This window comes from Streptomyces sp. R818, from assembly GCF_056172735.1.
Genome location: NZ_JAOCNE010000014.1, coordinates 1,364,601 through 1,386,815, shown reverse-complemented (window position 1 = coordinate 1,386,815; position 22,215 = coordinate 1,364,601). Strand labels below are relative to the sequence as shown.

Here is a 22,215-nt window from a genome sequence, read left to right as displayed (position 1 = left end):
TGGGCGGCTGCCCTCGCGACCATGTGGGCCAAGGAACACGTGCGGTTCGACGGCGCCATCCGGTCGGGCAACTTCCACGCCCTCGACGCCGCGCTCACGGCCGCCATCGACTTAGCACCTGCGGCGTGAGCGATCCGGCCTGCGAACTCGGCGTCGCCCGGCGCATGTTCTCCGGCGACAGCCGACAGGCGTTCCGCGACCCCGTCACCGAAAATCACCGCCGAGCGACCGTCCAGGTTCAGCCGAACAGGTTCAACTCGGCCTCCTCCGCCCCGGCCAGTTCGTAGCGCGCTCCCACGACCGGCCGACCCGCGTACAGCCGCACCAGCGTTGACGAGTCCCCGATGAACCGTGCGGGCGGCCCCTCGCCGCCGGAGCCGCCGAACAAAAGCGGCTCGTCCCGGTCGTCCAGATCGGCGTGGAGCGGCACATGCCCCCGCTCCCGGCTGAATCGTGACAGCAGCTCCAGCGCGGCGGGCAGGCCGTCGCCCGCGTACGCGCCGGGCTCGCCGAAGGCGTCCCGTACGTCACCCGCGTGTACCCACTCCCCCAGCGCGACTCCGTCCAGCACCCCACCGGCCCTGGCGATGGCGGCTCCCGCCTCGGTCATGCCCCGCTGCAACTCGTTCACGATCTGCTGATGGGTCCAGTCCGCGCGCTCGGCGATGTCGCGCTCGTTGCACTCGGGGCTGAACACGTCCGGCTCGAAGCGGCTGTTCACCACGCGCATCAGCGCGGCCGAGCAGTGCGCGAGCACCGCCCGCACAGTCCATCCGGGACATGCGGTGCGCAGCTCGAAGTCCGCGTCGGGGCGGGACCTCAACAGGGATATCAGGGCGTCGCGCTCCACGGCCAGGAGGCGACCGGGCAATCCGGGGTCGCGCGCGTTGTTCCGTACGACGTCTGCAGTCATGGCCCCACCGTAGAGCGGCGGCCGGGGCGCGTGACGGGCCCTCGGCGCTTCGCCTCGTACCTGGCCAGGAAGAGACCAAGTTCCTTTGACGCGATCACGGCCTGCTCATGACGCTCGGCGACCCGCCGCGCGGGGACCTGCGGGCTGAAGCCGAGCCGATGCATCAGCCGCGTCGCCCCGGAGACGCTGTAGGAGACGTGGAACTTCCGCCCGTTCAGCATGGCCACCCGCGCGGCAGTCCACACCTGGTCCTCCACCCAGCCGTGTGCGGCCGGGCCCTGCTCCAGATACACGGCCAGTTTCTCCAGACAGCGCGGGGACAGCCCCGGCGTCCACGTCCCGCGGCGGTCAGCCCGGCCCCATCCGCGTACCTCACACACCACGGAAAACAGTCACCACACCGGATACAGCGGTGGCTTCCCTCGGGACGGACAAGAGCCTCTTCGGCGACGCCACCAAGCTGCTCGACCGGGGTTTCGCCCCCTGGCCAGGCAATCTGCCCTGGTAGGTGGCTTCCTCAGAGGCGGCAGCTGATCTCGAGTCCGTCCTCCACGGGGAACGTGACACCGTGGTAGCCGTTATGGGTGTCACGGACGTAGTCGAGATATGGGCGCACGTCGGCGAACTCGGCGTCGTCGGCCACGACGAGGGTGCCGGGGGCGATGTGCGGTTCGAGGAGGCGTAGGACGGGCAGGTACAGGTCCTTCCATCCGTCCAGGAAGAGGAAGTCGACCTGCTCCCGTAGGGCGGCGAGCGTGCGCAGGGCGTCCCCCTCCAGCAAAGTGACCACGTCGTCGAGACCGGTGGCTGCGAAGGTTTCCCGGGCGGAGGCCGCCTTGGTCCGGCTCATTTCCGTGGTCACGACCCGGCCCACACCGTTGTCACGAACAGCGGCGGCCAGGTGCAGCGTGGAGATGCCGAAAGAGGTGCCGAACTCGACGACGATGACCGGCTTCGTGGCACGGATGAGGTTGTAGAGCAGTTTGCCGCCGTCGGCGGAGACCGGCATGTAGATCTCCTCTGCGGCGTCGGCGCGTTCCTGCGCTGTCGGTGATCCCGGGTCGGAGCGCCGGTTGCCAGGGACTCGTGCCGCGGCTTGGCCGTCACGGTCCGCGGCTTCGAACATGCGGGTGAGAGCAGCGGAGACACGCGGGTCCGCGAGGGTGTTGTTCGGGTGAATGGGCATGGGGCTGACCGACTCCTTGGACTTGGGCATGTCGCCCGGGGTGGGTGTGCGGGGGTGGGCGCGCGCGGGAGGCCGGTTCGGTCGGCCTCCCGCCCACTCCACCGCTTCTTCTCAGGCCGCGTAGGCGCCTGCGTCGATGTCTTCGATCAGGGTCGGTCCAGTGGGTTCCCAGGCGAGGAGCTTCCTGGTCGCGTCGTTGGTCGCCGTCATGGTCTTCGCGAAGAAGTTGCCGACGAAGCCGAAGTGCGAGCCGGCGTCCTGCGGGGCGACGGAGACGACGGGCAGACCGAGGCTGCGGCCGATCGCCTCGGCGATCGCCCTGGTGGTGACGGCCTCCTCGGCGACGGCGTGCCAGCGGCTCCCCCCAGTTGCCTGTTCCATCGCAAGACGGACGAGGCGGGCCGCATCGGTGCGGTGCACCGCCGACCAGGTGGTGGAGCCGTCACCGATGTAGCCGGAGACTCCCGTCTTGCGTGCGGCGGCGGTGAGGAAGTTGACGAATCCCCAGTCGCCGTGACCGTGCACGCTGGGAGAGAACCGGACGACCGATGCCCGCACGCCCTTGGTCGCGTAGTCCAGGGCGAGGTTCTCACTGCCGCCCCGGTTGGAGTCGGGGCCGACGGCCGGAGAGACATCCGTCTCCGTGGCGGAACGGCCCGCGACGATCCCGGAGAGAGGTGCGGCGACAACGAACGGGCGATCGGTGCCGGCCAGAGCGTCGCCGAGGGCCTGGACCGCGGCGCGTTCGGAACGGTCGGACTCGGCCGGGTTGCCCCAGTCGTGCTTGTTGGCCAGGTGGATGACCGCGTCCGACTGGGCGGCGCCCCGCTGCAGCGAGGCGAGGTCGTCCAGGTCCCCACGGAGAACGCTGACACCCTTGGCCGCAAGGGACTTCTCGGCCTGCTCGGACCGTGCGAGGCCGATGACCTGGTGGCCCGTCGAGATGAGCTCGTCGACGACGGCGGAGCCGATCCAGCCGGTGGCTCCGGTAACAAATGCACGCATGAGCGTGACCTCCTCGGCCCCAAGTAGGGCCTGTTTGTTAGGGATTGAGTGAAAGTCCCCTGCACCGGGGCGCTCTGCGCCACGTGCGGGAGTGAGTGGCCCTGCTGCTATCGCAGGACGGTTCGGCGGGCGCGGCGGGCGCCTGCCACGACGAGGACTCCGGCGAGGAGTACGACGAGGGCGGCGGTGCGCAGCGCGGTGTCGGCGCCTTGGGTGAACGCTTCGGTGATCGCGGCGTGTTCGGCTGGGGCCGTCGTGAGCGCTTCCTGCACGGTGCGCGGCACCGGCGTGTGTTGGCTCAGGCCGACGGGCAGGTGGTGGGTGAACCCGGCTGTCAGGACGGTGCCGACGACGGCTACCCCCAGCGCGCTGCCCAGTTCACGGGTCGCGGACTGCAGACCACCGGCGGTTCCTGCCCTCTCCACCGGCAGAGCAGAGGCGATCTGCGCGGTCAGGCAGGGTGCGGCCAGCATGATTCCGAGCCCGATGACGATGAGGCCTGCCGCGTACGCCGGGTAGGCCATGGTCGAGGCGTACGAGAGTCCGAGCAGACCGGCGCTGGTGAGCCCGAAGGCCGCGCTGAGGGTGGCGGGAACCCCGATGCGGCGGATGAGTCCAGGTACGTAACGGGTGCCCACCATGAGCGGGACGGTCAACGGGATGATGCCGAGCCCTGTCTGCAGCACGGAGAAGCCGCGTCCGTACTGCAGGAGTGAGGCATTGACGTAGAAGAGCCCGAAGTTGCCGAAGAACGTCATGGTCATACCGAGGCAGGCGCTGCTGAGAGCCGGGCTGCGGAACAGCCGCGGATCGAGCATGGGATGCGGCGCGCGCAGCTCGACGAGTACCCAGCACAGGCCGAGCAGGATGCTGCAGGCGAAGGCGGTGAGGACGACCGGGCCGCCCCAGCCCTGTTCGGGCCCCTCAATGATGCCGGTCAGCAGTGCGACGACGGCTGCCACGAAGAGCAGCGTGCCCGGCAGGTCCAGGGTCCGGTCGTGCCGGGCGCTGCGCGGCGCGGACAGTGCCGCCCACGTCAGGCAGCAGGCCGCGATGAGGGCGACCGCCACGAACAGCGCGCGCCAGGAGCCCGCGGTCAGCACGGCGCCGCCGCCCACGTTCCCGGCGACGCCGCCGATTCCGGAGGCCGCCGCCCAGATGGCAAGCGCGTGCGGGCGACGCTCGGGGGCGGTCGCGTGCAGCAGGATGCCGGCGCAGTTGGGCAGGACGCACGCGGCGCCGATACCCGTCACGGCGCGCCCGATCAGCATGATCGCCACGTTCGGGGCGAGAGCCGACACGATGGCGCCGGCCGCGAATATGCCGAGCCCCGTCAGGAGCGTGCCCTTGCGGCCGAGTTTGTCGCCGGCCGCGCCGGCCGGGATGACCAGGCAGGCGAAGACGACGACATAGGCGTCGACGATCCACAGCAGGTCCGACGAGGTCGGTTGCAGCGAACTCGCCGCCAGCTTCGGCACCGCCAGGTTGATCGCCGCGACGAACCCGACGACCAGTGCGGTGCACACGCTCATGCAGGCGAGCACCGGGCCGGGGCGGGACCTCTGCGCGGGGCGCGCCGGGCCTTCCAAGGTGGAAGCCATTGCTGCCATTGCTTTCGTTTCCTTCTGGGATGCGGTAGGCGGAGCACGGCAGAACCCCTTTCGAGGCACCGTGCATCGTAAAGCTAGCACATGCGAGACACCGCGCCTCGTTTATAGTGGTGACATGGTGGATGGAAGCGGCCTCGGACGGCCTCGCAGTGAAAGCGCACGGGTGGCCGTGCTGCACGCCGTCGACGACCTCCTGGTCGAGGTCGGATACGCGGCCCTGACGATGAAAGGCATCGCCGAACGGGCAGGCGTGGGCCGTCAGACCGTGTACCGCTGGTGGTCGAACAAGGCGGAGATCCTCTACGAGGCCAGCGTCATCGACGCCCGACAGGAACTCTCCGTGCCCCGTAGCGGCGATCCCCGTACGGACCTCAAGGCTTACCTGGACGCCCTCGTCACCTTCTTGACGCGCTCGCAGGCAGGGGCCGCCTACCGCGCCCTCATGGGGGAAGCCCAGCACGACGCCGGTGTGGCCGCGCTGCTCGCCTCCCGCGACATCCTGGGGGAAAGTGCCGCAGAGCTCGTGGAGGCAGTACGCAAGTCCAGCGGCACCGCCCTGTCGCTGGAGCAGGCGACCGCGCTCCTGATCGGCCCGCCCTTCTTCCACATCCTGTCCGGGCGCAGCGCGGACGACATCGACACGGAAGGCCTGGCACGGCAGTTTCTGGGCTCTCTGAACTCGGCCTGATCAGCTGGGAGGCGGTGCGCGATGTCCGTGGCGCCTTCCGGGCCGACGCCCGCTCTCTGCGCAACCCTCCAGAGAACCCGGCCGTCCGTGTGAGCATGCTGAGCCCCTGGGCCAACCCGATCGAGCCCCACTTCGGACCCCTGCGAAGCTTCGTCGTCCACGACGACGACCCGACGGGCCACCCAGCCCAGATCCAGCAGTTCCACGCCTACCTACGCTGGCGCAACACCCACCGGCGCGCCCCGGACCTCCTCCAAGCCCGACGCCGCGAACGCGCCCGTATCCGCAGCCACAGCGCACGCGGACACCACTGGGGCCACCCTCACCGAACAACCGCATGACTGACGAAACCGCCGTTCATCGCGGTCAACGCACTGATCAGCCGGGCGAGGAACACCTCATCCAAGCGGTGGCGCGAGGCGTCCCGCAGGGCACCAAGACAGGCGTTCGACGTAGAACTCTCGCCGCCCGCCCTGATACTCCAGGCCAAGCGATGTGCTGATCAGCGTCTGCGCTGCGCGGGCGGCCCTCGCCTGCCCCGAGTCGACGGCGATCGCGTCCGTGAACAACTCCTGGAATCGCCGTGGAGCGGTCCTTACGTTCGGTCCGACGTCGCCGGGGTTGTCCTCGACAGCCCCGGAGACGTCGCGGGCCAGCGGGCCGACGTAGCGGCCCGCCACCGGACGAACGTGGCCAGGGCGGAGTCCGGAACCCTGCTCCGACGGTCGGTCTCGGTGGGCGGTGCTGCCAGGGTCATCGGTCGAAGGCTTCGAGGAGACGTTGCGGGAGTGGGTGGTCGACATCGGCCAGGATGTGGTGCGGGATGTGGGCCTCACCAGTGTCCGGGCGATCGTGACGGGAACTGCCTCGGACTGTGGATCGAGACAGCTCGCGCGCTGGCCGCGACCGGGGCGCAGGTGACACTCGCCGTGCGGAACAGGGCCGTGGGTGACGCCGTCGCCGCGACGATCGAGGGCTCGACAGGGGTGGACCCGCCCGCGGATCGTCCGGCTCGACCTCGCCGACAGTGCCTCCGTCACGTCTTTCGTCGATGCTCTTGGCCCTCGGGGCGCCGGAGCGCGGCGGGGCAGGACCGTATCGGTCAGTTCGACGGCGCACAGGCGGTCCGGTCCGAGGTGGCCGGGGCCCACTTGCTTGGGTCCTCCTTCAGCCAGCGTTCGCTGCCACGGCCGATGCGTCGCTCTCGCCCCGGAGGTCCGAGTGGCCCAAACCAGCGACCTTCACCAAGGAGCGGGCGGGCGGTGATCACCCCCTGTGCCACTGCTTCGGTCGCCGACGAGCTTCGGCATGCCGTAGGGTCGCGCGGCCGGTCTCGGTCGTCACGCGCGACACCGCCCCGACCGGGACTCATGGCGGCGTCCTGGATCGGCTCCTCGGCTTCCGTCAGCAGGCGCACCGTGTCCCGCGGTTCCTCGTAGCGTCGCATCAGCGCACTACGGGCCTCCAGGGTCGGGGCGGTCTCGTGTCCCGCAAGGGCTGCCAGGGCAGCCTTGCCGGGGTTGCTGGCCGTCAGCCCGTCCGACTGGACCGCCAGGGCGCGCGAGCGTCCCTCCGCGTCCCGCTGGGTGCTGATGCGCGCCTGGTGGACAAGAGACGTGCTGAGGCCTGCCAGCAGCGCGAGCACCAGGGAGGCCGCGATCCATGCGGCCCGTACCCGGTTGCGGCGCCCGCAGCACCGCCGCTCGGCTGCCGCATGGAGAAACCCGCGCTCCCGCGTGGTGAGTCCACTCTCACGGCCCTGCAGCCGACTCCGCAGCGAAGCGAGCTGTATCGGGCCGGGCAGCAGATCCGCGGTCTTGTCGGCGGTGAGCCAGCGCCTGCTGTCGTGCTCCAACTCCGCACGACCGGCCAGGAACTCTCCGTCGATGCGCACCTGACGGGCCAGCGTGTGGCCAGGCGCTGGCCAGCGCCTTGACCGGGACGAGGGCGAGCCGCAGAGTGTCGAACTCGCGCACGCGGTCCCTGCTCCGACCCCGGCGACACCGGCCCTTGACCGCAAACGCCGTCGGTGATGGTCTGCGGGAACCGCTCGTCATCGACATCGACGGCGCTCGTCGAACCCGGCCACCTGCGATTCACAACCGTCCCGAAGGAGCGGGGGCGAAGTCCGCCCCCCACCTTCCGCCGCGTCGCACGCGACGACCTGCTCGTGGAGTCCGCTCCGACCGCCGAAGCAGCTGACAAGTACCGAGGCATCGTCGTAGCTCTGCCCAATCACCGGCGTGTGTCTGCACGCGCACGTCACCCACGACCACCCCACCGGCGGCCTCAAAGCGCACGACGACGCGCCGAGGACCCGGCGCACCGGAGTGCCGCGTGAGGAGCCCCCCTGCGATCAGCTGGACTCGCGGACCACGAGTTCGTTCGGCATGATCACCGGCTTCCTGGGGGCGCCCTCGATCAGCGCAAGGAGCAGGCGCACCGTCGCGGTGGCCTGGTCGGCCATGGAGCTGCGCACCGAGGTGAGCGCGGGAGTGGTGTAGGCGGCGGCCTCGATGTCGTCGAACCCGACCACGGCCACGTCGTCGGGGACTCGGCGGCCCGCCTGGTGCAGGGCCCGCAGCGCCCCGATGGCCATGAGGTCGTTGGCCGCGAACACCGCGTCGACGTCCGGATCGTCCTCCAGGAGTTGTCGCATGGCCTCCGCACCCGACGCCCGCGTGAAGTCGCCCAGGGCGACGATCGAGCGGCGGCCGGTGTCCCGCAGGGTCGCGCGGTACCCCTCGAGCCGTTCGCGGGATTCGTACAGGTCCAGTGGCCCGGTGATCGTGGCGATCCGGCGTCTGCCCCGCTCCAGCAGGTGCCGTACGGCCAGCTCGGCACCGCCCGCGTTGTCCAGCGCCACGTACGGGACGTCCGTCGCGGCGGTGCGGTTGAAGGACGCGACGGGCAGTCCCATGCGGGCGAGCGCGGCCGGGAGGGGGTCGGCGCCGTGCAGGGCGACGAGCATCACGCCGTCCACGTGGCCCCCCGCCACGTAGCGCTCCACCCGGGTCCGGCTCTCGTCGGACTCGGCGAGGATCAGCACCACGCGTCTGCCGACGGCCTCCAGCTCCCGGCTGACGGTGCGCACCACGGTGGAGAACAGCGGGTCGTCGGAGACCACGCCCTTGGGCGGGTCGGACACGACCACGGCGACGGCGTCCGTGCGGCGGGTGACCAGGTTGCGGGCGGCGGCGTTCGGTACGTAGCCGAGTTCGCGCACCGCCTGCATGACGACGTCCCGGATCTCCGGCGCGACGGTGGTCTCCCCGTTGACGACCCGGGAGACGCTCGACTTGGACACGCCGGCCCGGGCGGCGACCACCGCGAGCGTGGGTCGTTTCATCGCCTTCCGATCATCGCCTTCCGGTCGCGGGTCTCCGGTCGCGGGTGCCCGGTCGCGGGTGCCCGGTCGCGGGTGCCCGGTCGCGGGTGCCCGGTCGCGGGTGCCCGGTCGCGGGTGCCCGGTCGTCGAGTCCAGGGAGCGTTTTCCACCCAGGATCCCAGGATGACCTCGGCCCGATCCGCCTGTCAACGACTCCTTACGCGCACGTGGTTGCCCGTTCCTCGCCTCAACTAGCCGCTCCCCGGCACCGATCGGCCCTCGTCAGACACGACCGCTGTGGATCTCGGGAACCGTTCCCTGAAGCGCGGCACATGCATTGGGGGCGTTACGGCCCTGCCGCTGAAAGCCTTGACAGGTCACTGTCATCGGCCCATTCTCACCCCCCAGGGAGCGCTCCCTCACCCCTCCCCCATTGAGGAGTCGCCCGTGCATCCCCTGCTCCGCCGCTTCGGCTTACCCGCCTTGGTCGCCGCCGTCCTGCTCACCCTCGTCAGCCTCCCCGCGCCCCGCGCCCACGCCGCCGAGACCCTGCTGTCGCAGGGCCGGCCCGTCGTCGCGTCCAGTACCGAGGACCCGTTCACCGCCCAGGGAGCCGTCGACGGCAACCCGGGGACGCGCTGGTCCAGCGCCTTCTCCGACCCGCAGTGGATCAGGGTCGACCTCGGCGCCCGGGCCCGAATCAGCCGTGTCACCCTCCAGTGGGAGGCCGCCTACGGCAAAACCTTCCAGATCCAGGTGTCGGACGACGCCGAGACCTGGTCCACCGTCCACGAGACGGCGAACGGCACCGGCGGCACCCAGAACCTGACCCTCACGGCCACCGGCCGCTACGTCCGCATGTACGGCACCCAGCGCGCCACTCAGTACGGCTTCTCCCTCTGGGAGTTCCAGGTGTACGGGACCACCGGCACCGGCGGCGATCCCGGCGGCGGGGACACCCTGCTGTCGTACGGGAAGACCGGCTCGGCCTCCTCTTCGCAGAGCGACGGCAACTGCTGGGAGTGCACACCGGCGCGGGCCTTCGACCGCGACCCGGCCTCCCGCTGGGCGACCAGCTCCACCACCGGATGGACCGACCCCGGCTGGATCTCCGTCGACCTGGGCGCGACCGCGCAGATCACCAAGGTCGTCCTGCAGTGGGACCCCGCCTACGCCAAGTCCTTCCAGATCCAGGTCTCGCCCAACGGCACCGACTGGACGCCGATCTACTCGACCACGTCCGGCACCGGCTTCAAACAGACCCTGGCCGTCTCCGGCACGGGGCGCTACGTCCGCATGTACGGCACCGAACGCGCCACCCCGTACGGCTACTCCCTCTGGGAGTTCCAGGTGTACGGCACCGGAGGAGCCCCCACCCCCGCGCCGCCGCTGCCGCCGGACCCGGCGCAGCCGCCGCGGCTGGTGTGGAGCGACGAGTTCGACGGGGCCAGCGGCAGCAAGCCCGACGCGTCGAAGTGGCGCGCCGATCCCGGCACCGGCCAGAACGGCGAGCTGCAGTACTACACCGACCACCAGAACGCGGCGCTCGACGGCGCCGGCCACCTCGTCATGGAGGCCCGCAAGGAAGCCAGCCCCGGCCGGTCCTGCCCGCCCGACCCGCTGACCGGCAGCACCACCTGCCAGTACACCTCGGCCCGCATGAACACCGGCGCCACCTTCCAGTTCACCTACGGACGCGTCGAGGCCCGCATCAAGGTGCCCAAGGGCAACGGGCTCTGGCCCGCCTTCTGGATGATGGGCGCCGACTTCCTCACCGGCCGCCCGTGGCCGTACAACGGCGAGGTCGACATCATGGAGATCCTCGGCAAGGACGTGAAGACGGCCTACTCGACCGTGCACGCGCCCGCCTACAACGGTGGAGGCGGGATCGGCTCACCGTACCGGCTGCCCTCGGGCGCCGACTTCTCGGACGATTACCACACCTGGGCCGCCGACTGGAACAGCAAGGGCATCGTCTACAGCCTCGACGGGCGCACCGTGTTCACCCTGGACAAGGACGAGGTGGAGCGTACGCGCGGGCCCTGGATCTTCGACCACCCGCACTACATGATCCTCAACCTCGCGGTGGGCGGTGACTGGCCCGGTCCGACCGATGCGTCGACGCCGTTCCCGTCCCGGCTGCTCGTCGACTACGTGCGCGTCTACCAGTAGGGCAGCAGGCACCGGCCCCTCGTCAGGTCCGGCCCGGAGATCTCGGTTCCGGGCCGGGCCGCCGCCGCACCACGCCCCACCCCCCTCCGATGAGGAAGTGACATGCGCAGACACCCCTTGCACCTCCATCGCTTACACCTCCATCCCCTGTTGATCGGTGCCCTGGTGATCGCCCTGGCCGCCGCCCTCGGCATCACCCTCGGCGCCCCCGCCGCACGGGCCGCCACCATCACCGTTCAGGCCGAGTCCTACGCGGCGCAATCCGGCGTCACCCTGGAGACGACCGCCGACATGGGCGGCGGGCAGAACGCCGCCTACCTCGCCGACGGCGACTGGATGCGCTTCGACCAGGTCGACCTCGGACCCGCCGGCCGCCTGACGGTGTCGGCGCGCATCGCCGCCGCCACGGGCGGCGGCACCGTCGAACTGCGCACCGGTTCCCTGACCGGCCCCCTGCTCGCCGTCATCCAGACCGGCCCCACCGGCGGCTGGCAGACCTGGGCGACGCGCAGCGCCGACGTCACCACCCACCCGACCGGCGCCCAGACCGTGTTCGCCGTGCTGCGCAGCACCACGCCCGGCGACTTCGTCAACATCAACTGGTTCTCGTTCGCCGGCGGCGGCGACGAGCCCGCGCCGGGCTGGATCGATGTCGACCAGACCAAGTGGCAGGCCCAGCTGAACCAGTTCCGGGCGATGACCCCGGCGCCGGTGCCCGGCAACGCCGTACGCGTCCCCGAGTTCAACGCCACCTGCACCTACAGCCACTCCGAGCCGGACGACCCGATCGTCGCCCCCGGCCTGCCCGGCGCGTCCCACATGCACAGCTTCTTCGGCAACAAGAGCACCGACGCCTTCACGACCACCCAGAGCCTGCTGAGCAACACCGGCACGACGTGCACACCCCCCAAGGACCTCTCGGCCTACTGGATCCCCACGCTCTACGAGCGCGGCAAGGCGGTCGAACCCGACGGGATGATCGTCTACTACGGGTCGCGGCTGCCCGACCCCACGGCGACCGTGCCCTTCCCGGAAGGGTTCCGCATGATCGCGGGCAACGCCAAGCTGCAGGTGGCCACCCCGGCCGGCTCGCCCAACCAGTTCTGGTGCGCCGGAGCCGGCGGCGAGATCGGCCGCAGCGCCGACGGCAACTGGCCGCGGTGCGCCTCCACCGCCGCGCTGGTGTACCAGCTGGTCTTCCCGGACTGCTGGGACGGCAAGCACCTCGACAGCCCGGACCACAAGTCGCACGTCGCCTTCACCTACGACGGCAAGTGCAGCGGCGCCTACCCGGTCGCCATCCCCTCGGTGTCCTTCGTCATCGGCTACCCGACCAGCGGGAGCGCCGACGGGTTCAGCCTCGCGTCGGGCATGGCCTCGTCCATCCACGGTGACTTCTTCAACGCCTGGGACACCGCCGCCCTCGGGCAGCGCGTGAAGGACTGCATCGTGCAGAGCGCCAAGTGCAACTCCGCCGGAACGTTCTGACCCGGCGCACGGCGGCCGCCCTGCTCCTGGCCCTGACGGTCGCCGGCTGCACCTCGCAGCCGGCGGCCGACAGGACCGCGCCCGCCGCCTTCAACGACACCGACACGGCATGGATCCAGCTGATGATCCCCATGGACGAACGGGCCTCGATGCTCATCGACTTGGCCCCATCCCGCGCAGGACGCCCGGCTCTGGCCGACTGGGCAGAGGAGGCGGGAACGAGACTGAAGGACGAACTCCGCGAGTTGCGGGAGCTGTTGGAGGCTTCGGGAGTTCCCGACACCCGGCCCCACGAGGGGCACAACATGCCGGGCATGGTCACGCTCGACACGGTGCGCAGGGCGAGAACAGTGAGGGGACAAAGCTTCGACCGCCTCTTCACCGGTAGTCTGCGCGCCCATCTGGTCCAGGTCCGCATGCTGTGCGCGAGTGAACGCACCGCGGGAAGCGCCGAGCGCGCGACGGACCTGGCCGCCGTCGTCGAACGGAGCGTGTCCCAGCGCATCACCCGGCTCGACGCCCTGACGTGACGGCCTCCGGTGAAGGCCGTCACCGTCAGGAGGGCAGCCTCACCGGAGATCGTCTTCGGGCCGGCGGCGGGCTGGGCGACAGACGCCTCGCGGCGGGCGGAGAGAGCCTCCGTGCCAACCTCGCCTACGACCACATACCGGCTTCCATGTCGGCCATGACAGCCGGCCAGACGCTTTTCGCCGTGAACGGCAGCGAGTCGCGGGCCTCAACGGTCGTCCGGATCTCCGTGATTGCCTCGGCCAGCCGCTCGAAGCCCTCGTCCTCGTCCTCGGCCTCGTCCCCATCACCTTCGTCCTCGCTCCAGACGAACTCCTTCAGAAGCCGACGCAGCGAGAAGGCCAAGAAGGCAAGAGAAGACATGTCTGCATGCAGTTCCTGGACCGGACCGCCGTTTTCCGAGAATCCGTGCACGGTGCCCGTGTCGCGGTCAACCGCTAGGTGTGTCTGCGGAATCCATCCGAAGACGGGCCACTCCTCGCACCCCGGAGGCGCCTCGTACCCGGTCAGGTCGATCTTCTCCCCCACCGTGGGAACGCGGCCCGCAGCGTTCCGGGCCTGAGCCCGGAACACACCCACCGGGATGCCGGTGCGGAGCAGAAACCGAGCCGCGGGCAGGTCCTCGGGCAGATCCCCCAGCGATCCGGGAGGGGCCACAAACACGTTCCCCTCGCCCAGGGACGCGACCATCTCTTCCCGGGAAATCTCGAACAGCATGAACGCCTCATCCATCTCGGTCCACAGGGCCGTCAGGGGCGTCCTGCGACCGCTCGTCGCCAACCGGGTCGTGGTGGGTGGCAGGTGTCGATCTAATCCTTGAGTCAGCCGAGGCTGACCATGCCGTACTCGTAGGCCATGACGACGACTTGAGACCTGTCGCGGGCTCCGAGTTTGGCCATGATGCGGCTGACGTGAGTCTTCGCGGTCAGTGGGGAGACCACCAGTTGCGTGGCGATTTCGTCGTTGGTGCGGCCGGCGGCGATCAGTCGCATGACTTCGCGTTCGCGGCTGGTCAGGGCATCGAGGCGGTGATCGGGTTTGCGTGGCGCCGGAGCGCAGCGCGCCGTACGCGTACTCGTCGAGGTCGAACGGGGTCAGCATCACCAATTCCACTGCGGCCAGTTGCTGGTCGGCGGCGATGCGGCGGGCGGCTTCGAGTCCGTCCATGCGGATGTCCATCACGATGACCTCTCGTCTCACCGTGCTGCAGGTGCGGCCCTGGGGCAAGGAAGCCCGTCACCAAGCCCAGAGGCAGGCCGGGGCCCGTGAGCGGTGGGACGGCGTCCTGCCGCTGGAGACGCTCCTGGCCGAACAACCGGACAAGGACGCGGAGCCGACCAGGTACTGGATGAGCAACCTGCGGCCCTACGCCTGACCAGCCATGCCCCGTTCCGAGCGGCAGCGTGGTCGTTCACGCCTGGGGGCCGGTCGTCGCAGCGGTTCCTACCGGAAGGAGACAGATGCAGAGGTGGACGACCGCGCCGGCGCGGCGTCGGTGGCCGCGCTCAGCGTTTCGAGCCGCTTGATCTTTCGCCGCACCACGTACAGGGGGATCACTCCGAACACTCCGAAAGACATGTCGATCACCGACCACCAGAGGGGAATTCCTCGGATCGGCCCGCAGACGAGGGCCAGTGGGATGATCCCAGCGCAAGCGATCATCCCGAACTCGATCACCCAGATGTTGCGCACCGGGTCGCGATAGGGCCCGTAGAACGCGACGGCGATGACGAGGTGGGCGAAGGCCAGCCAGTCGGTGCCGTAGAGCAGGAACGGATAGTCGGTGTCGGCCTCCTGGAGTCCGGCGCGGACGCGTTCCAGCCACTCCATCAGCGCGGGCAGGTGGTCGCCCACTGACAGCCAGGTCAGAAGCTCGTCGGCCCAGCGCAGTTCATGGACGAGCGGAAAGGCCGTGGCACCGCTGAGTACGAGGCACACGACGAAGAGGATCAGCCACGCTCGAACGCCCCTGAGTTGGGCGGCTCTGTCGTTCATGGCAGGAGCGTACGCCATTGTTGAACGCGTTCAAATTGTGGGTACGACGACGGACGGGCGGGTGCCCTGTACCCAGGGCAGCGCGAGACGGTGAAGACGGGCGGGGAGCCGTCGGCCGGCTACGTGGACTCAAGGCAGACGTCCGAGCCGGGAGCGCCGGTGGCCTGGGCGAGAGACTGGGAGCCGGGCCCCGAGGCGCTCGCCCGGCTCGGAGTCGCCGAGACGGTTCACCTGACGGCCACCTCCGCGCAAGCCAACTACACCTTCGACTATCTGCGCGACGGCCGTCGCGCAGATAGTCGACGACGACCGGGGCATCCTGGAACTCATCTGGTACGACCGCGGCCGTGCCCCCTACTTCCGCGGCGGCCAGTTCAACTTCCTCGACCGGGCCCTACGCCGCGCCGAATTCGACCATCCCGAACTCAGCGACCTCAGCCCCCTTCCACGCCCTGGGGACTCGCTCGACCTCCGACTGCCCCGGCAGGACATCGCACAGGGGACGGTTCGTGCCGCACGGTGGGAACGCTGGAGCCAGAACGGCTGACGGGCTCGGAACCTGCACCGGGGGCGCTGCGCGTGCTGGCCACGACTTGCGCGGTACTCGCCCGGATATCTGTGATCAGAGTCGGGCTCGCGCAGGAACCTCGCGAGCGAGCAGGAGTGTGACGGCGCCGAGGAGGGTGCCGGTGACGCGGCGTTGCACAGTGGCCCAGCTCGGGCGCCGCGCAAGGAAGGTGGCAATGGTGCCGGCGCCGATGACGATCAGGGCGTTGACGGTCAGGCTCACCGCGATCTGGATCGAACCGAGAGTCAGGCCCTGCACCGCCGGATGTCCGCGGGAGGGGTCGATGAACTGCGGGATCAGAGTCAGGTACATGATGGCGGCCTTGGGGTTGAGCAGGTTCGTCACCAACCCCATGCAGAAGAGCCGGGCCGGGCTGTCACGGGGAACGTCACGGATCTCAAACACGCCGCGGCCCGTGGCGCGCAGGGCCTGCCAGGCGAGATGGGCCAGGTAGAGGACGCCGGCGGCCTTGAAGCCGATGAACAGCCAGGGCACCGCGACGAATACAACCGCGAGACCGAGGTTGGCCATCAGCATGTAGCTCACGAATCCGAGGACGGTACCGGCCAGGGAGACGAGCCCCGCCGATCGGCCCTGGCTGATGCTGCGCGAGACGAGGTAGATCATGTTGGGGCCGGGAGTCAGGACCATGGCCAGCGCGGCGAGCGCCATCCCGAGGACAGACGCCCCGGAGAGAGGTGAGGTCAGCGAGGTGGGGTGCATGTCCCACACCCTGATGTAATGCCCTTGTGCATCTCAACCCTTACGGCGAGTATGCCGTCCTCCTGGCACGCTCCCTGGCCGACGACTGGCCCGACACCCAGGCCGGGATCGTGTCGCGGACCCGCGAGTTCGGCATGACCATGCCCTTTCCCGAACGCCCCGACGACCACGCCCGTTGCCGGGCGGTGCTCGACGACTGGCTCCGGATCGTCGACACCCCGGACCCGGACGAGCGGGCATCACTCCTCAACCAGCAGATGGCCGCCGCGGCCGCGTATCCGCGTCTGACGGACCACCACGGCGAGGGCTGGCATCTGCACTACCGCGACGTCGACGACGACCTCCCCCGCGTACTGCACGCCGTGTTCTCCGTCGGCACCGCCCTGCACCTGACCACGCGCGGTATGCACCGCCTGGGCCGGTGCGCCGCCCGCCCCTGCACCAACGTCGTCGTCGACACCACGCGCAACGGCACCCAGCGGTACTGCTCGCCACGCTGCGGAAGCCGGGACGCCGTCCGCCGCCACCGCGCGCGCCTGCGCGAGCAGTGCCCCGGGCCGGCACACCCGGACGACCACTTCACCACCGGCCGCCACCCACCGCTCGGCGTCAGTCGCAGGACGGGCGGTAGGCCATGTGCGGAAACAACTTGTTCCACCGGTCTTCGGGAATGTTCACGGGATACGACTCACAGAGGGACATGTAGAGATGGTCGGTGTCGAAGCCGAGCAGGTAGGTCCTTTCCTCTGTCAGCCCGGAGCTGCCGTAGTCGGTGGCAGCGAGCCAACGTGGGCCGGACGGCGAGTTCGCCGGGGGCACATAGATCGCATCCGCCTTCTCCAGCGTGGCGATCTGCGGAGTGCTCCACCGGCCGTCCTTCCCGACGGACCAGATGCGATAGGGCTTGCTCGTCACCGCGTTGCGGCCGTTGGGGGTCAGGCCGATCGACGTGACCTGGCGGTCGAGCAGGAGGGCGTCGTGCTTCTTTTTGGGTCGCGCGGGATCGGTGACGTCCCAGAACTCGACGGTCCCATCGCGCAGCGCCGACGCCAACTCCCCTTTGTGCGTGGGGAAGTAGCTTCCTGGTGCGGCCGGAAGCAGGGCGCCTTTGACGGGGTGCGCGGGCCGGGACATGTCCCAGAGCCGCAGGTCGTCCCCCGGCGCCTCGGTGATGAGCAGCTGGGACGAGGCGACGTACGACGCGCTCTCCATGATGGCCGCCTCGTCGATGCGCCCGCCCTTGCGGGGACGGGCGGGGTCTGAGAGGTCCCAGAACCTGATGTGCCGTCCGTCCTCCACCGTCGCCAGGGACCGCTCGCCGGCGAACCACAGGTTTCCGCTGCTCCCGAGTCCGCCGCCCGCCTTCACCCCGACCGTGCCCCGGTGTACGGGCTTCGCCGGGTCCTTGATGTCCCACAGCGCAATGTCGGGCTCCTCCTGCGAACCCACCACGAGAAGCGAACCGTCGGGACTCACGGCGACGCTCGGCGCATCGGCGGTGAGCCGGATGCCCGGGCTCTTCCTTAAGGTTCCCTCGGCGTCGAAGCGCCAGAGCTGGAAGGTGTGGTCCAGCCCCTCGGTCCAGTAATGCGCCAGAAAGACGGGCGTCTTGCGCCCCATGAGGAAGTACTTCGCCTCCCATCCCCTCGGCAGGGTGTACCGGACCTTCGGCGCGTCCGGGTCGCTGGGGTCCCACACCTTGCTCGTGCGTGTGCTGTCCGCGTTCGTCTCCGAGGCGATGACGAGCTGACCGTCGGGGCTGAACGGGCCGGTCCCCGCCTGGGGCATGACATAGGGGCTGCCCTCGAACGCGGGCGCCCACGGCCGGTCGGGCCACAGCCGCACCTCTCCGCCCACCTCGCCGGCCGCCAGATAACGGCCGTCCGGGCTGTAGGCGACCGACTGGGCCGGCTCACCCGTGGGCAGCGTGACCCCGCTCATGGTGTTCACCAGATCCGCCGTCTTGCGGTCGGCTTCCGCCCGCCGCACGCCGTCGGCACGGTCCGCTCCCGCCAGATGTTTGCCGTCCTCGCTGAACGCGAGCGACGGTATGCCACCCCCCGAGCCACCCCAGATGTCCGTGGGGAAACTGGTCTTCACACGCCGCAGGTCCCGCCCGTTTACCATCTCCCACCAGGCGATCTTCCCCGCCCCGCCGGTTGCCACCACCAAGTCGCGCCGGGGGTGGGCCCCGACCGCCATGACCGTGTCGGCCCGCTCGGTGTCCCGCAGGACGGGCCGGTCCGGATCGCTCACGTCCCACAGCCGCACCTGTGCGGGCTGCCCACTCCCCGACTTGCCGTTGCCGTTGCCTGTGATCAGGTGGTGCCCGTCGCGAGTGAACGCCAAGGAGACCACTTCCACCTCGGCGATCGTCCGCTGCGTCCGCAGCGCGGGGCGGGCCGGGTCGCTCACGTCCCACAACCGCAACTGCCCTTTCTCGCTGCCCGCCGCGAGTGTCCGGCCGTCCGCGCTGAACGCCAGCGTGTACGTCACACCGTGGGCGAGCCGGACCTGGGACAGCCGCCGCGGCTTCTGCGGGTCGGCGGTGTCCCAGAGCGTCAGTTCGTCCGCCGACTGCGCGGCCAGGAGCCGTGAGCGCGGATGGTAGGCGATGACGGGGCTGCTCCGCAGCGTGAACCGGCCCGCCTCCACCGGCCTGGTCGGCGCGGACAGGTCCCACAACTGGACCCGGCCGCCGCGGGCCCGGTCACTTCGGTGGCTCGCGGCCAAGACCTTGCCGTCCGGGCTGTACGCGACATTCAGGACCGCCTTGCGGTACGGCTCCTTCGGGGCGAGACGGGCCGGTGTGAGGGTCATCGCCGCCGTGTACAGGCTGGAGCGGGTCTCCGGGGTCGCCGCGGTATGGTACGCGGCCAGACTGAGGCAGAGTGCTGTCTGCGGGTCGCGTTCACGCAGGCTGTCGGCCTGGGCGGCCAGATCCCTGGCGATCAGACTCTTCTCGCGGCTCGCCGCCTCCCGGTTCTCGTGGAACGCCCACCCGAAGAGCGATGCGGCCACCAGGAGCAGGCCCGAGAGACCGGCGATCCACGCGCGCGTGACGAAGCGTCTACGCCGCCGCGCGTGGTCGCTCGCGGCGACGAAATCCCGGACTACCTGGCGGACCGGGACGCGGACGGCCGACGGTACCGCTACGACGGCCGAGCCGGCGGTGAGCTCCGGCTGGACCGCCAGGGCTGCCCGGGCTGTCTGAGCTGCCTGAGCCGCCTGAGACACCTGAGCCGCCTGGGGTGCGCGGACCACCTGTGTCTCCTGAGCCACATGGGTGGCTTGAGGGCTCTGAGCCCCTTGGGTTGCGCGGGCCGCCTGGGTCTTCCGGATCGTCTGGGCCACCCGGACCACCGTGGCTGCCCGGACTGCCCGGGCTGCCCGGGTCTCTCGGGCCCTGCGGGCCACATGGGGCGCCAGGGTCGCTTGGGCATCGTCCGCAGTTAGCTTCTTCGCCTCCTCCAGGGTGTCGCCCTCGTAGAGGCCGCTCGGCTTCCGCCCCGCCTCGGCCCAGCCCTCCGCCGCCGCGGTCAGCCGCCGCAGTCTCAGCAGGTCGTCCCGCACCTCGTCGATCCAGCCGCTCAGCCGCCCCCATGCGTGCAGCAGCGAATCGTGCCCGAGCTGAGCGCCGCCCTCCTCGTCCACGACGACCAGGCGGGCGTCCGCGAGCCGGCGCAGCAGGTCCTCGCTCTCGCCCCGGGCCAGCTCCTCCGGCGGCACCCGACGGCGAACCAACCGCCCCTCGCCGTCGGCCACATGGACCATGGCCAGCAGAAGACTCCGCAGGGCTGCGCGGCCGGTCTCGTCGAGAGCGTCGTAGATCCTGTCCGCGGCGCCGGCCACCGCGCCCCGTATGCCTCCGGCACCGACGTAACCGGCGTAGGTGAGCGTCGTCCCCTGCCGCCGCAGCCAGATCTCCGGCAGGGCGTAGGCCAGGAAGGGCAGCGCCGCGGCATCGCCCGCGGTGCGCCGCTCCTCGTTCACGTCGCGTCGCAGGAGCTGCGGTACGCCCTCCTCCCACCGCAGACCCGCGTACTGCGCCGGGCCCACGATCGCCGCCTCGACCTCCTCGTCGCCCAGTGCGGGCACGGCGAAGTGCCCCGCCCGCACGACGGGCGCCAGGCGAGGATCGCTCAGGGCGTCGCCGTAGTAGTCGGCGCGCAGCGCCAGGACAAGGCGCGGGCCGGGCCCGTCCCCGTCCCCCTCCTCGGATTCCTCGTGCGCTCCCGCGGTGAGGGCGGCAGCGAACCGCTCGCGTTCGGCCGCGTCCGAGCAGAGCGTGAAGTACTCCTCTAGCTGATCAATGACGAGGACACGCGGCGCCCGCCCGGCCGTGGTCCCCGTAGCCGCGGGCGGGCTGAAGCGCCCGCGCTCCAGATCCCGTACGACGTCGGACGGTGCTCTGCCCACCGCCGCCGCCCACGCCTCGGCGAGCGTCCGGAACGGCCACTCGCCCGGCGCGGGCACCAGCCGCACGGGACCGAGCCCCGCCTGCTCCGCGGCCACGCTCAGCCCGGCCCGCAGCAGCGAGGACTTGCCGACGCCCGACGGCCCCACCAGGACCACCGGCTCACCGGGCCGCGCCCGCTCGACGCGTCGCAGCAGTTCGCGGGTCAGCTTCTCCCGGCCGAAGAACAGACGGTGGTGCTCGGGGAGGAACGGGAGGATGCCGGGGTACGGACAGACGGCGTCCGGATCCGTGACGCCGTCCACCGGCTGCCCGGCGTCCGGGCCGGTACCCGGCTCGTAACGACGGTTGTCGGCGAGGATCAGTTCGCCCATGCGCGCGGTGCCACCGCCGTACGGGCGGGCCGCACTGCCTTGGAGCCGCTGGTCGAGCAGCCGGTAGACACCGCCCAGCGTCAGCCATCTCGGGCCACCGACGTCGCCCTCGCGCAGCAGGCTGAGCAACTGGCCGCTGAACAGGGTGTGCTCCGCGTCCGGCGGGGCGTACGCCAACGCGTTGGGCATCGCGGACGCGAGCAGGTAGCTGCCGGCCGGCCGCGCACCGGCGAACGGGTCCGCGCCGGCCGGCCGGCCCGGCTCCCGGGCGTTCCCCGCGAAGCAGCAGTCGAGGATCACGACGGGGTCGGCGGCGGCGTCGCTCAGGTAGCGCTCGATCTCCGTGTACGGGACGGAGTGCGCCATGTCGGCCTGGGCTCTGGTCGTCGCGGTCGCCAGGTACAGCTGCTGGCCGGGTCCGCGCAGCCCGTGCCCGACGAAGTAGAACAGGACGGTTCCGCGCTCGTACCGCTCCTCCGTGGGCTCGGCCCGGTCGATGGCCGTCGCCAGCGCCTCCAGGACGTCGCTCGGCGACGCCGGGTCGGTCAGCAGCGTGACCCGGTCGCCCATCCCGCACGCGGTGCTCAGCGCTTCGGCCACGTCCTGCGCCGACCGCACAGCGGACGGCAGGCCCGGCAGCTGCTTCCCCGGGTGGGTGGCGGTCCCCACCACCAGCGCGTGACAACCGGCTCCCGTCAGATCCGCTTTCCCCAGTGTGTCCGACAACCCCCGCGACGGCACCGTCAGTCTGCCTCTCGCGACGGGACGACCCGACCGCCGTCCTCCGCCGCCGCCTCCAGCGCCGTGTCCCGCGTGCCCGGTGGATTCCGCTCCTGCCGAAGCGCGGCGGCGACCCGCTCGGCCAGCTCACCGGTGCCCTCGGAGGTCAGGCCGCGCACCTTTTCGGAGGCGACCACGACCTGCGTACCGTCCGGCAGGGTGATGGTGACGGTCTGGTTGCCCCGGCGGCTCTGGAGCCACACCACGACGGCCGCCCCCAGAGCCGCCGTCGGGCCACCGGGAGCCAGCAGCAACGATATCAACTCCCCCAACGCGCCCATGGCTCCGTCCGGCGGCGCGGTGGCGGCCTCGCGGCGGACGAACCCGCGCAGCTCGGGGTCCTGACGCAGCCACTGATACAGGTCATCTGAGGCTGCGACCGCGTCTCCACCCCCGGCATCGACAGCCAAGGTGACTCTCATCTCTGCCCCCCGTCAGGT

General features: G+C 70.6%; 16 protein-coding genes and 3 pseudogenes. 6 read left to right on the top strand and 13 right to left on the bottom strand.

The features are described 5' to 3' along the window. Nucleotides 1-238: 238 nt before the first annotated feature. From N5I75_RS38060 to N5I75_RS38040, 5 genes and pseudogenes are all read right to left on the bottom strand, one after another. The gene (locus N5I75_RS38060) at nt 239-913 is read right to left on the bottom strand and encodes a maleylpyruvate isomerase family mycothiol-dependent enzyme (protein ID WP_476684816.1); all 675 of its coding nucleotides are present in this window, start codon (nt 911-913) and stop codon (nt 239-241) included. 80 nt (nt 914-993) lie between these two features. Then, a pseudogene (locus tag N5I75_RS38055) lies at nt 994-1,236 on the bottom strand (helix-turn-helix domain-containing protein); the annotation flags it as partial. A 194-nt stretch (nt 1,237-1,430) separates the two neighbouring features. Then, nucleotides 1,431-2,099, bottom strand: a complete 669-nt coding sequence (locus N5I75_RS38050; RefSeq protein WP_476684814.1) for an O-methyltransferase — start codon at nt 2,097-2,099, stop codon at nt 1,431-1,433. Between the two features lie 111 nt (nt 2,100-2,210). Then, on the bottom strand, nt 2,211-3,104 hold the full coding sequence (locus N5I75_RS38045) for an SDR family oxidoreductase (protein ID WP_476684812.1): 894 nt from the start codon (nt 3,102-3,104) through the stop codon (nt 2,211-2,213). A gap of 107 nt (nt 3,105-3,211) precedes the next feature. After that, nucleotides 3,212-4,714: an MFS transporter gene (locus N5I75_RS38040; RefSeq protein ID WP_476684810.1), complete on the bottom strand. Its 1,503-nt coding sequence runs from the start codon at nt 4,712-4,714 to the stop codon at nt 3,212-3,214. Between the two features lie 115 nt (nt 4,715-4,829). Between N5I75_RS38040 and N5I75_RS38035 the strand changes: the two genes are divergently transcribed. Further along, nucleotides 4,830-5,402 carry a TetR/AcrR family transcriptional regulator gene (locus N5I75_RS38035; RefSeq protein ID WP_476684808.1) on the top strand — a complete coding sequence of 191 codons (573 nt, stop codon included), beginning with the start codon at nt 4,830-4,832 and terminating at the stop codon, nt 5,400-5,402. A 1,102-nt stretch (nt 5,403-6,504) separates the two neighbouring features. On the opposite strand, the gene N5I75_RS38030 is transcribed toward N5I75_RS38035, so the two are convergent. Beyond that, nucleotides 6,505-7,296: a hypothetical protein gene (locus tag N5I75_RS38030; protein WP_476684806.1), complete on the bottom strand. Its 792-nt coding sequence runs from the start codon at nt 7,294-7,296 to the stop codon at nt 6,505-6,507. 462 nt (nt 7,297-7,758) lie between these two features. After that, the gene (locus N5I75_RS38025; RefSeq protein ID WP_476684804.1) at nt 7,759-8,751 is read right to left on the bottom strand and encodes a LacI family DNA-binding transcriptional regulator; all 993 of its coding nucleotides are present in this window, start codon (nt 8,749-8,751) and stop codon (nt 7,759-7,761) included. A 426-nt stretch (nt 8,752-9,177) separates the two neighbouring features. On the opposite strand from N5I75_RS38025, the gene N5I75_RS38020 reads away from it, so the two are divergent. The 3 genes from N5I75_RS38020 (at nt 9,178) to N5I75_RS38010 (ending at nt 12,920) form a co-directional block, all read left to right on the top strand. After that, entirely contained in the window at nt 9,178-10,902 is a 1,725-nt protein-coding gene (locus N5I75_RS38020) for a discoidin domain-containing protein (RefSeq protein WP_476684802.1), read from the top strand. A 150-nt stretch (nt 10,903-11,052) separates the two neighbouring features. Beyond that, nucleotides 11,053-12,390 carry a DUF1996 domain-containing protein gene (locus tag N5I75_RS38015; RefSeq protein WP_476684800.1) on the top strand — a complete coding sequence of 446 codons (1,338 nt, stop codon included), beginning with the start codon at nt 11,053-11,055 and terminating at the stop codon, nt 12,388-12,390. Further along, complete coding sequence (locus tag N5I75_RS38010; RefSeq protein ID WP_476684798.1) at nt 12,366-12,920, top strand: DUF305 domain-containing protein; 555 nt, start codon at nt 12,366-12,368, stop codon at nt 12,918-12,920. Before N5I75_RS38015 ends, N5I75_RS38010 begins: the two co-directional genes overlap by 25 nt. Nucleotides 12,921-13,044: 124 nt before the next feature. On the opposite strand, the gene N5I75_RS38005 is transcribed toward N5I75_RS38010, so the two are convergent. After that, nucleotides 13,045-13,635, bottom strand: a complete 591-nt coding sequence (locus N5I75_RS38005) for an SUKH-4 family immunity protein (protein WP_476684796.1) — start codon at nt 13,633-13,635, stop codon at nt 13,045-13,047. 104 nt (nt 13,636-13,739) lie between these two features. Beyond that, nucleotides 13,740-14,118, bottom strand: a pseudogene (locus N5I75_RS38000) (response regulator transcription factor); the annotation flags it as partial. Between N5I75_RS38000 and N5I75_RS37995 the strand changes: the two are divergent. After that, nucleotides 14,084-14,293 (top strand): hypothetical protein, encoded by a 210-nt coding sequence (locus tag N5I75_RS37995; protein WP_476684958.1) that lies wholly within the window; start codon nt 14,084-14,086, stop codon nt 14,291-14,293. The pseudogene N5I75_RS38000 and the gene N5I75_RS37995 sit on opposite strands and share 35 nt — an antisense overlap. Nucleotides 14,294-14,361: 68 nt before the next feature. On the opposite strand, the gene N5I75_RS37990 is transcribed toward N5I75_RS37995, so the two are convergent. Together N5I75_RS37990 and N5I75_RS37985 are read right to left on the bottom strand one after the other, a co-directional pair. After that, nucleotides 14,362-14,913, bottom strand: coding sequence for a hypothetical protein (locus N5I75_RS37990; RefSeq protein WP_476684794.1), 552 nt, complete (start codon nt 14,911-14,913; stop codon nt 14,362-14,364). A 622-nt stretch (nt 14,914-15,535) separates the two neighbouring features. Then, nucleotides 15,536-16,204 (bottom strand): LysE family translocator, encoded by a 669-nt coding sequence (locus N5I75_RS37985; RefSeq protein ID WP_476684792.1) that lies wholly within the window; start codon nt 16,202-16,204, stop codon nt 15,536-15,538. Nucleotides 16,205-16,338: 134 nt separating this feature from the next. On the opposite strand from N5I75_RS37985, the pseudogene N5I75_RS37980 reads away from it, so the two are divergent. Then, nucleotides 16,339-16,680, top strand: a pseudogene (locus tag N5I75_RS37980) (CGNR zinc finger domain-containing protein); the annotation flags it as partial. A 133-nt stretch (nt 16,681-16,813) separates the two neighbouring features. Here the strand turns inward: N5I75_RS37980 and N5I75_RS37975 are convergent. Then, nucleotides 16,814-21,664, bottom strand: coding sequence for a caspase, EACC1-associated type (locus tag N5I75_RS37975; RefSeq protein WP_476684790.1), 4,851 nt, complete (start codon nt 21,662-21,664; stop codon nt 16,814-16,816). 74 nt (nt 21,665-21,738) lie between these two features. Further along, nucleotides 21,739-22,185 carry an effector-associated constant component EACC1 gene (locus tag N5I75_RS37970; protein WP_476684788.1) on the bottom strand — a complete coding sequence of 149 codons (447 nt, stop codon included), beginning with the start codon at nt 22,183-22,185 and terminating at the stop codon, nt 21,739-21,741. Nucleotides 22,186-22,215: the final 30 nt, after the last annotated feature.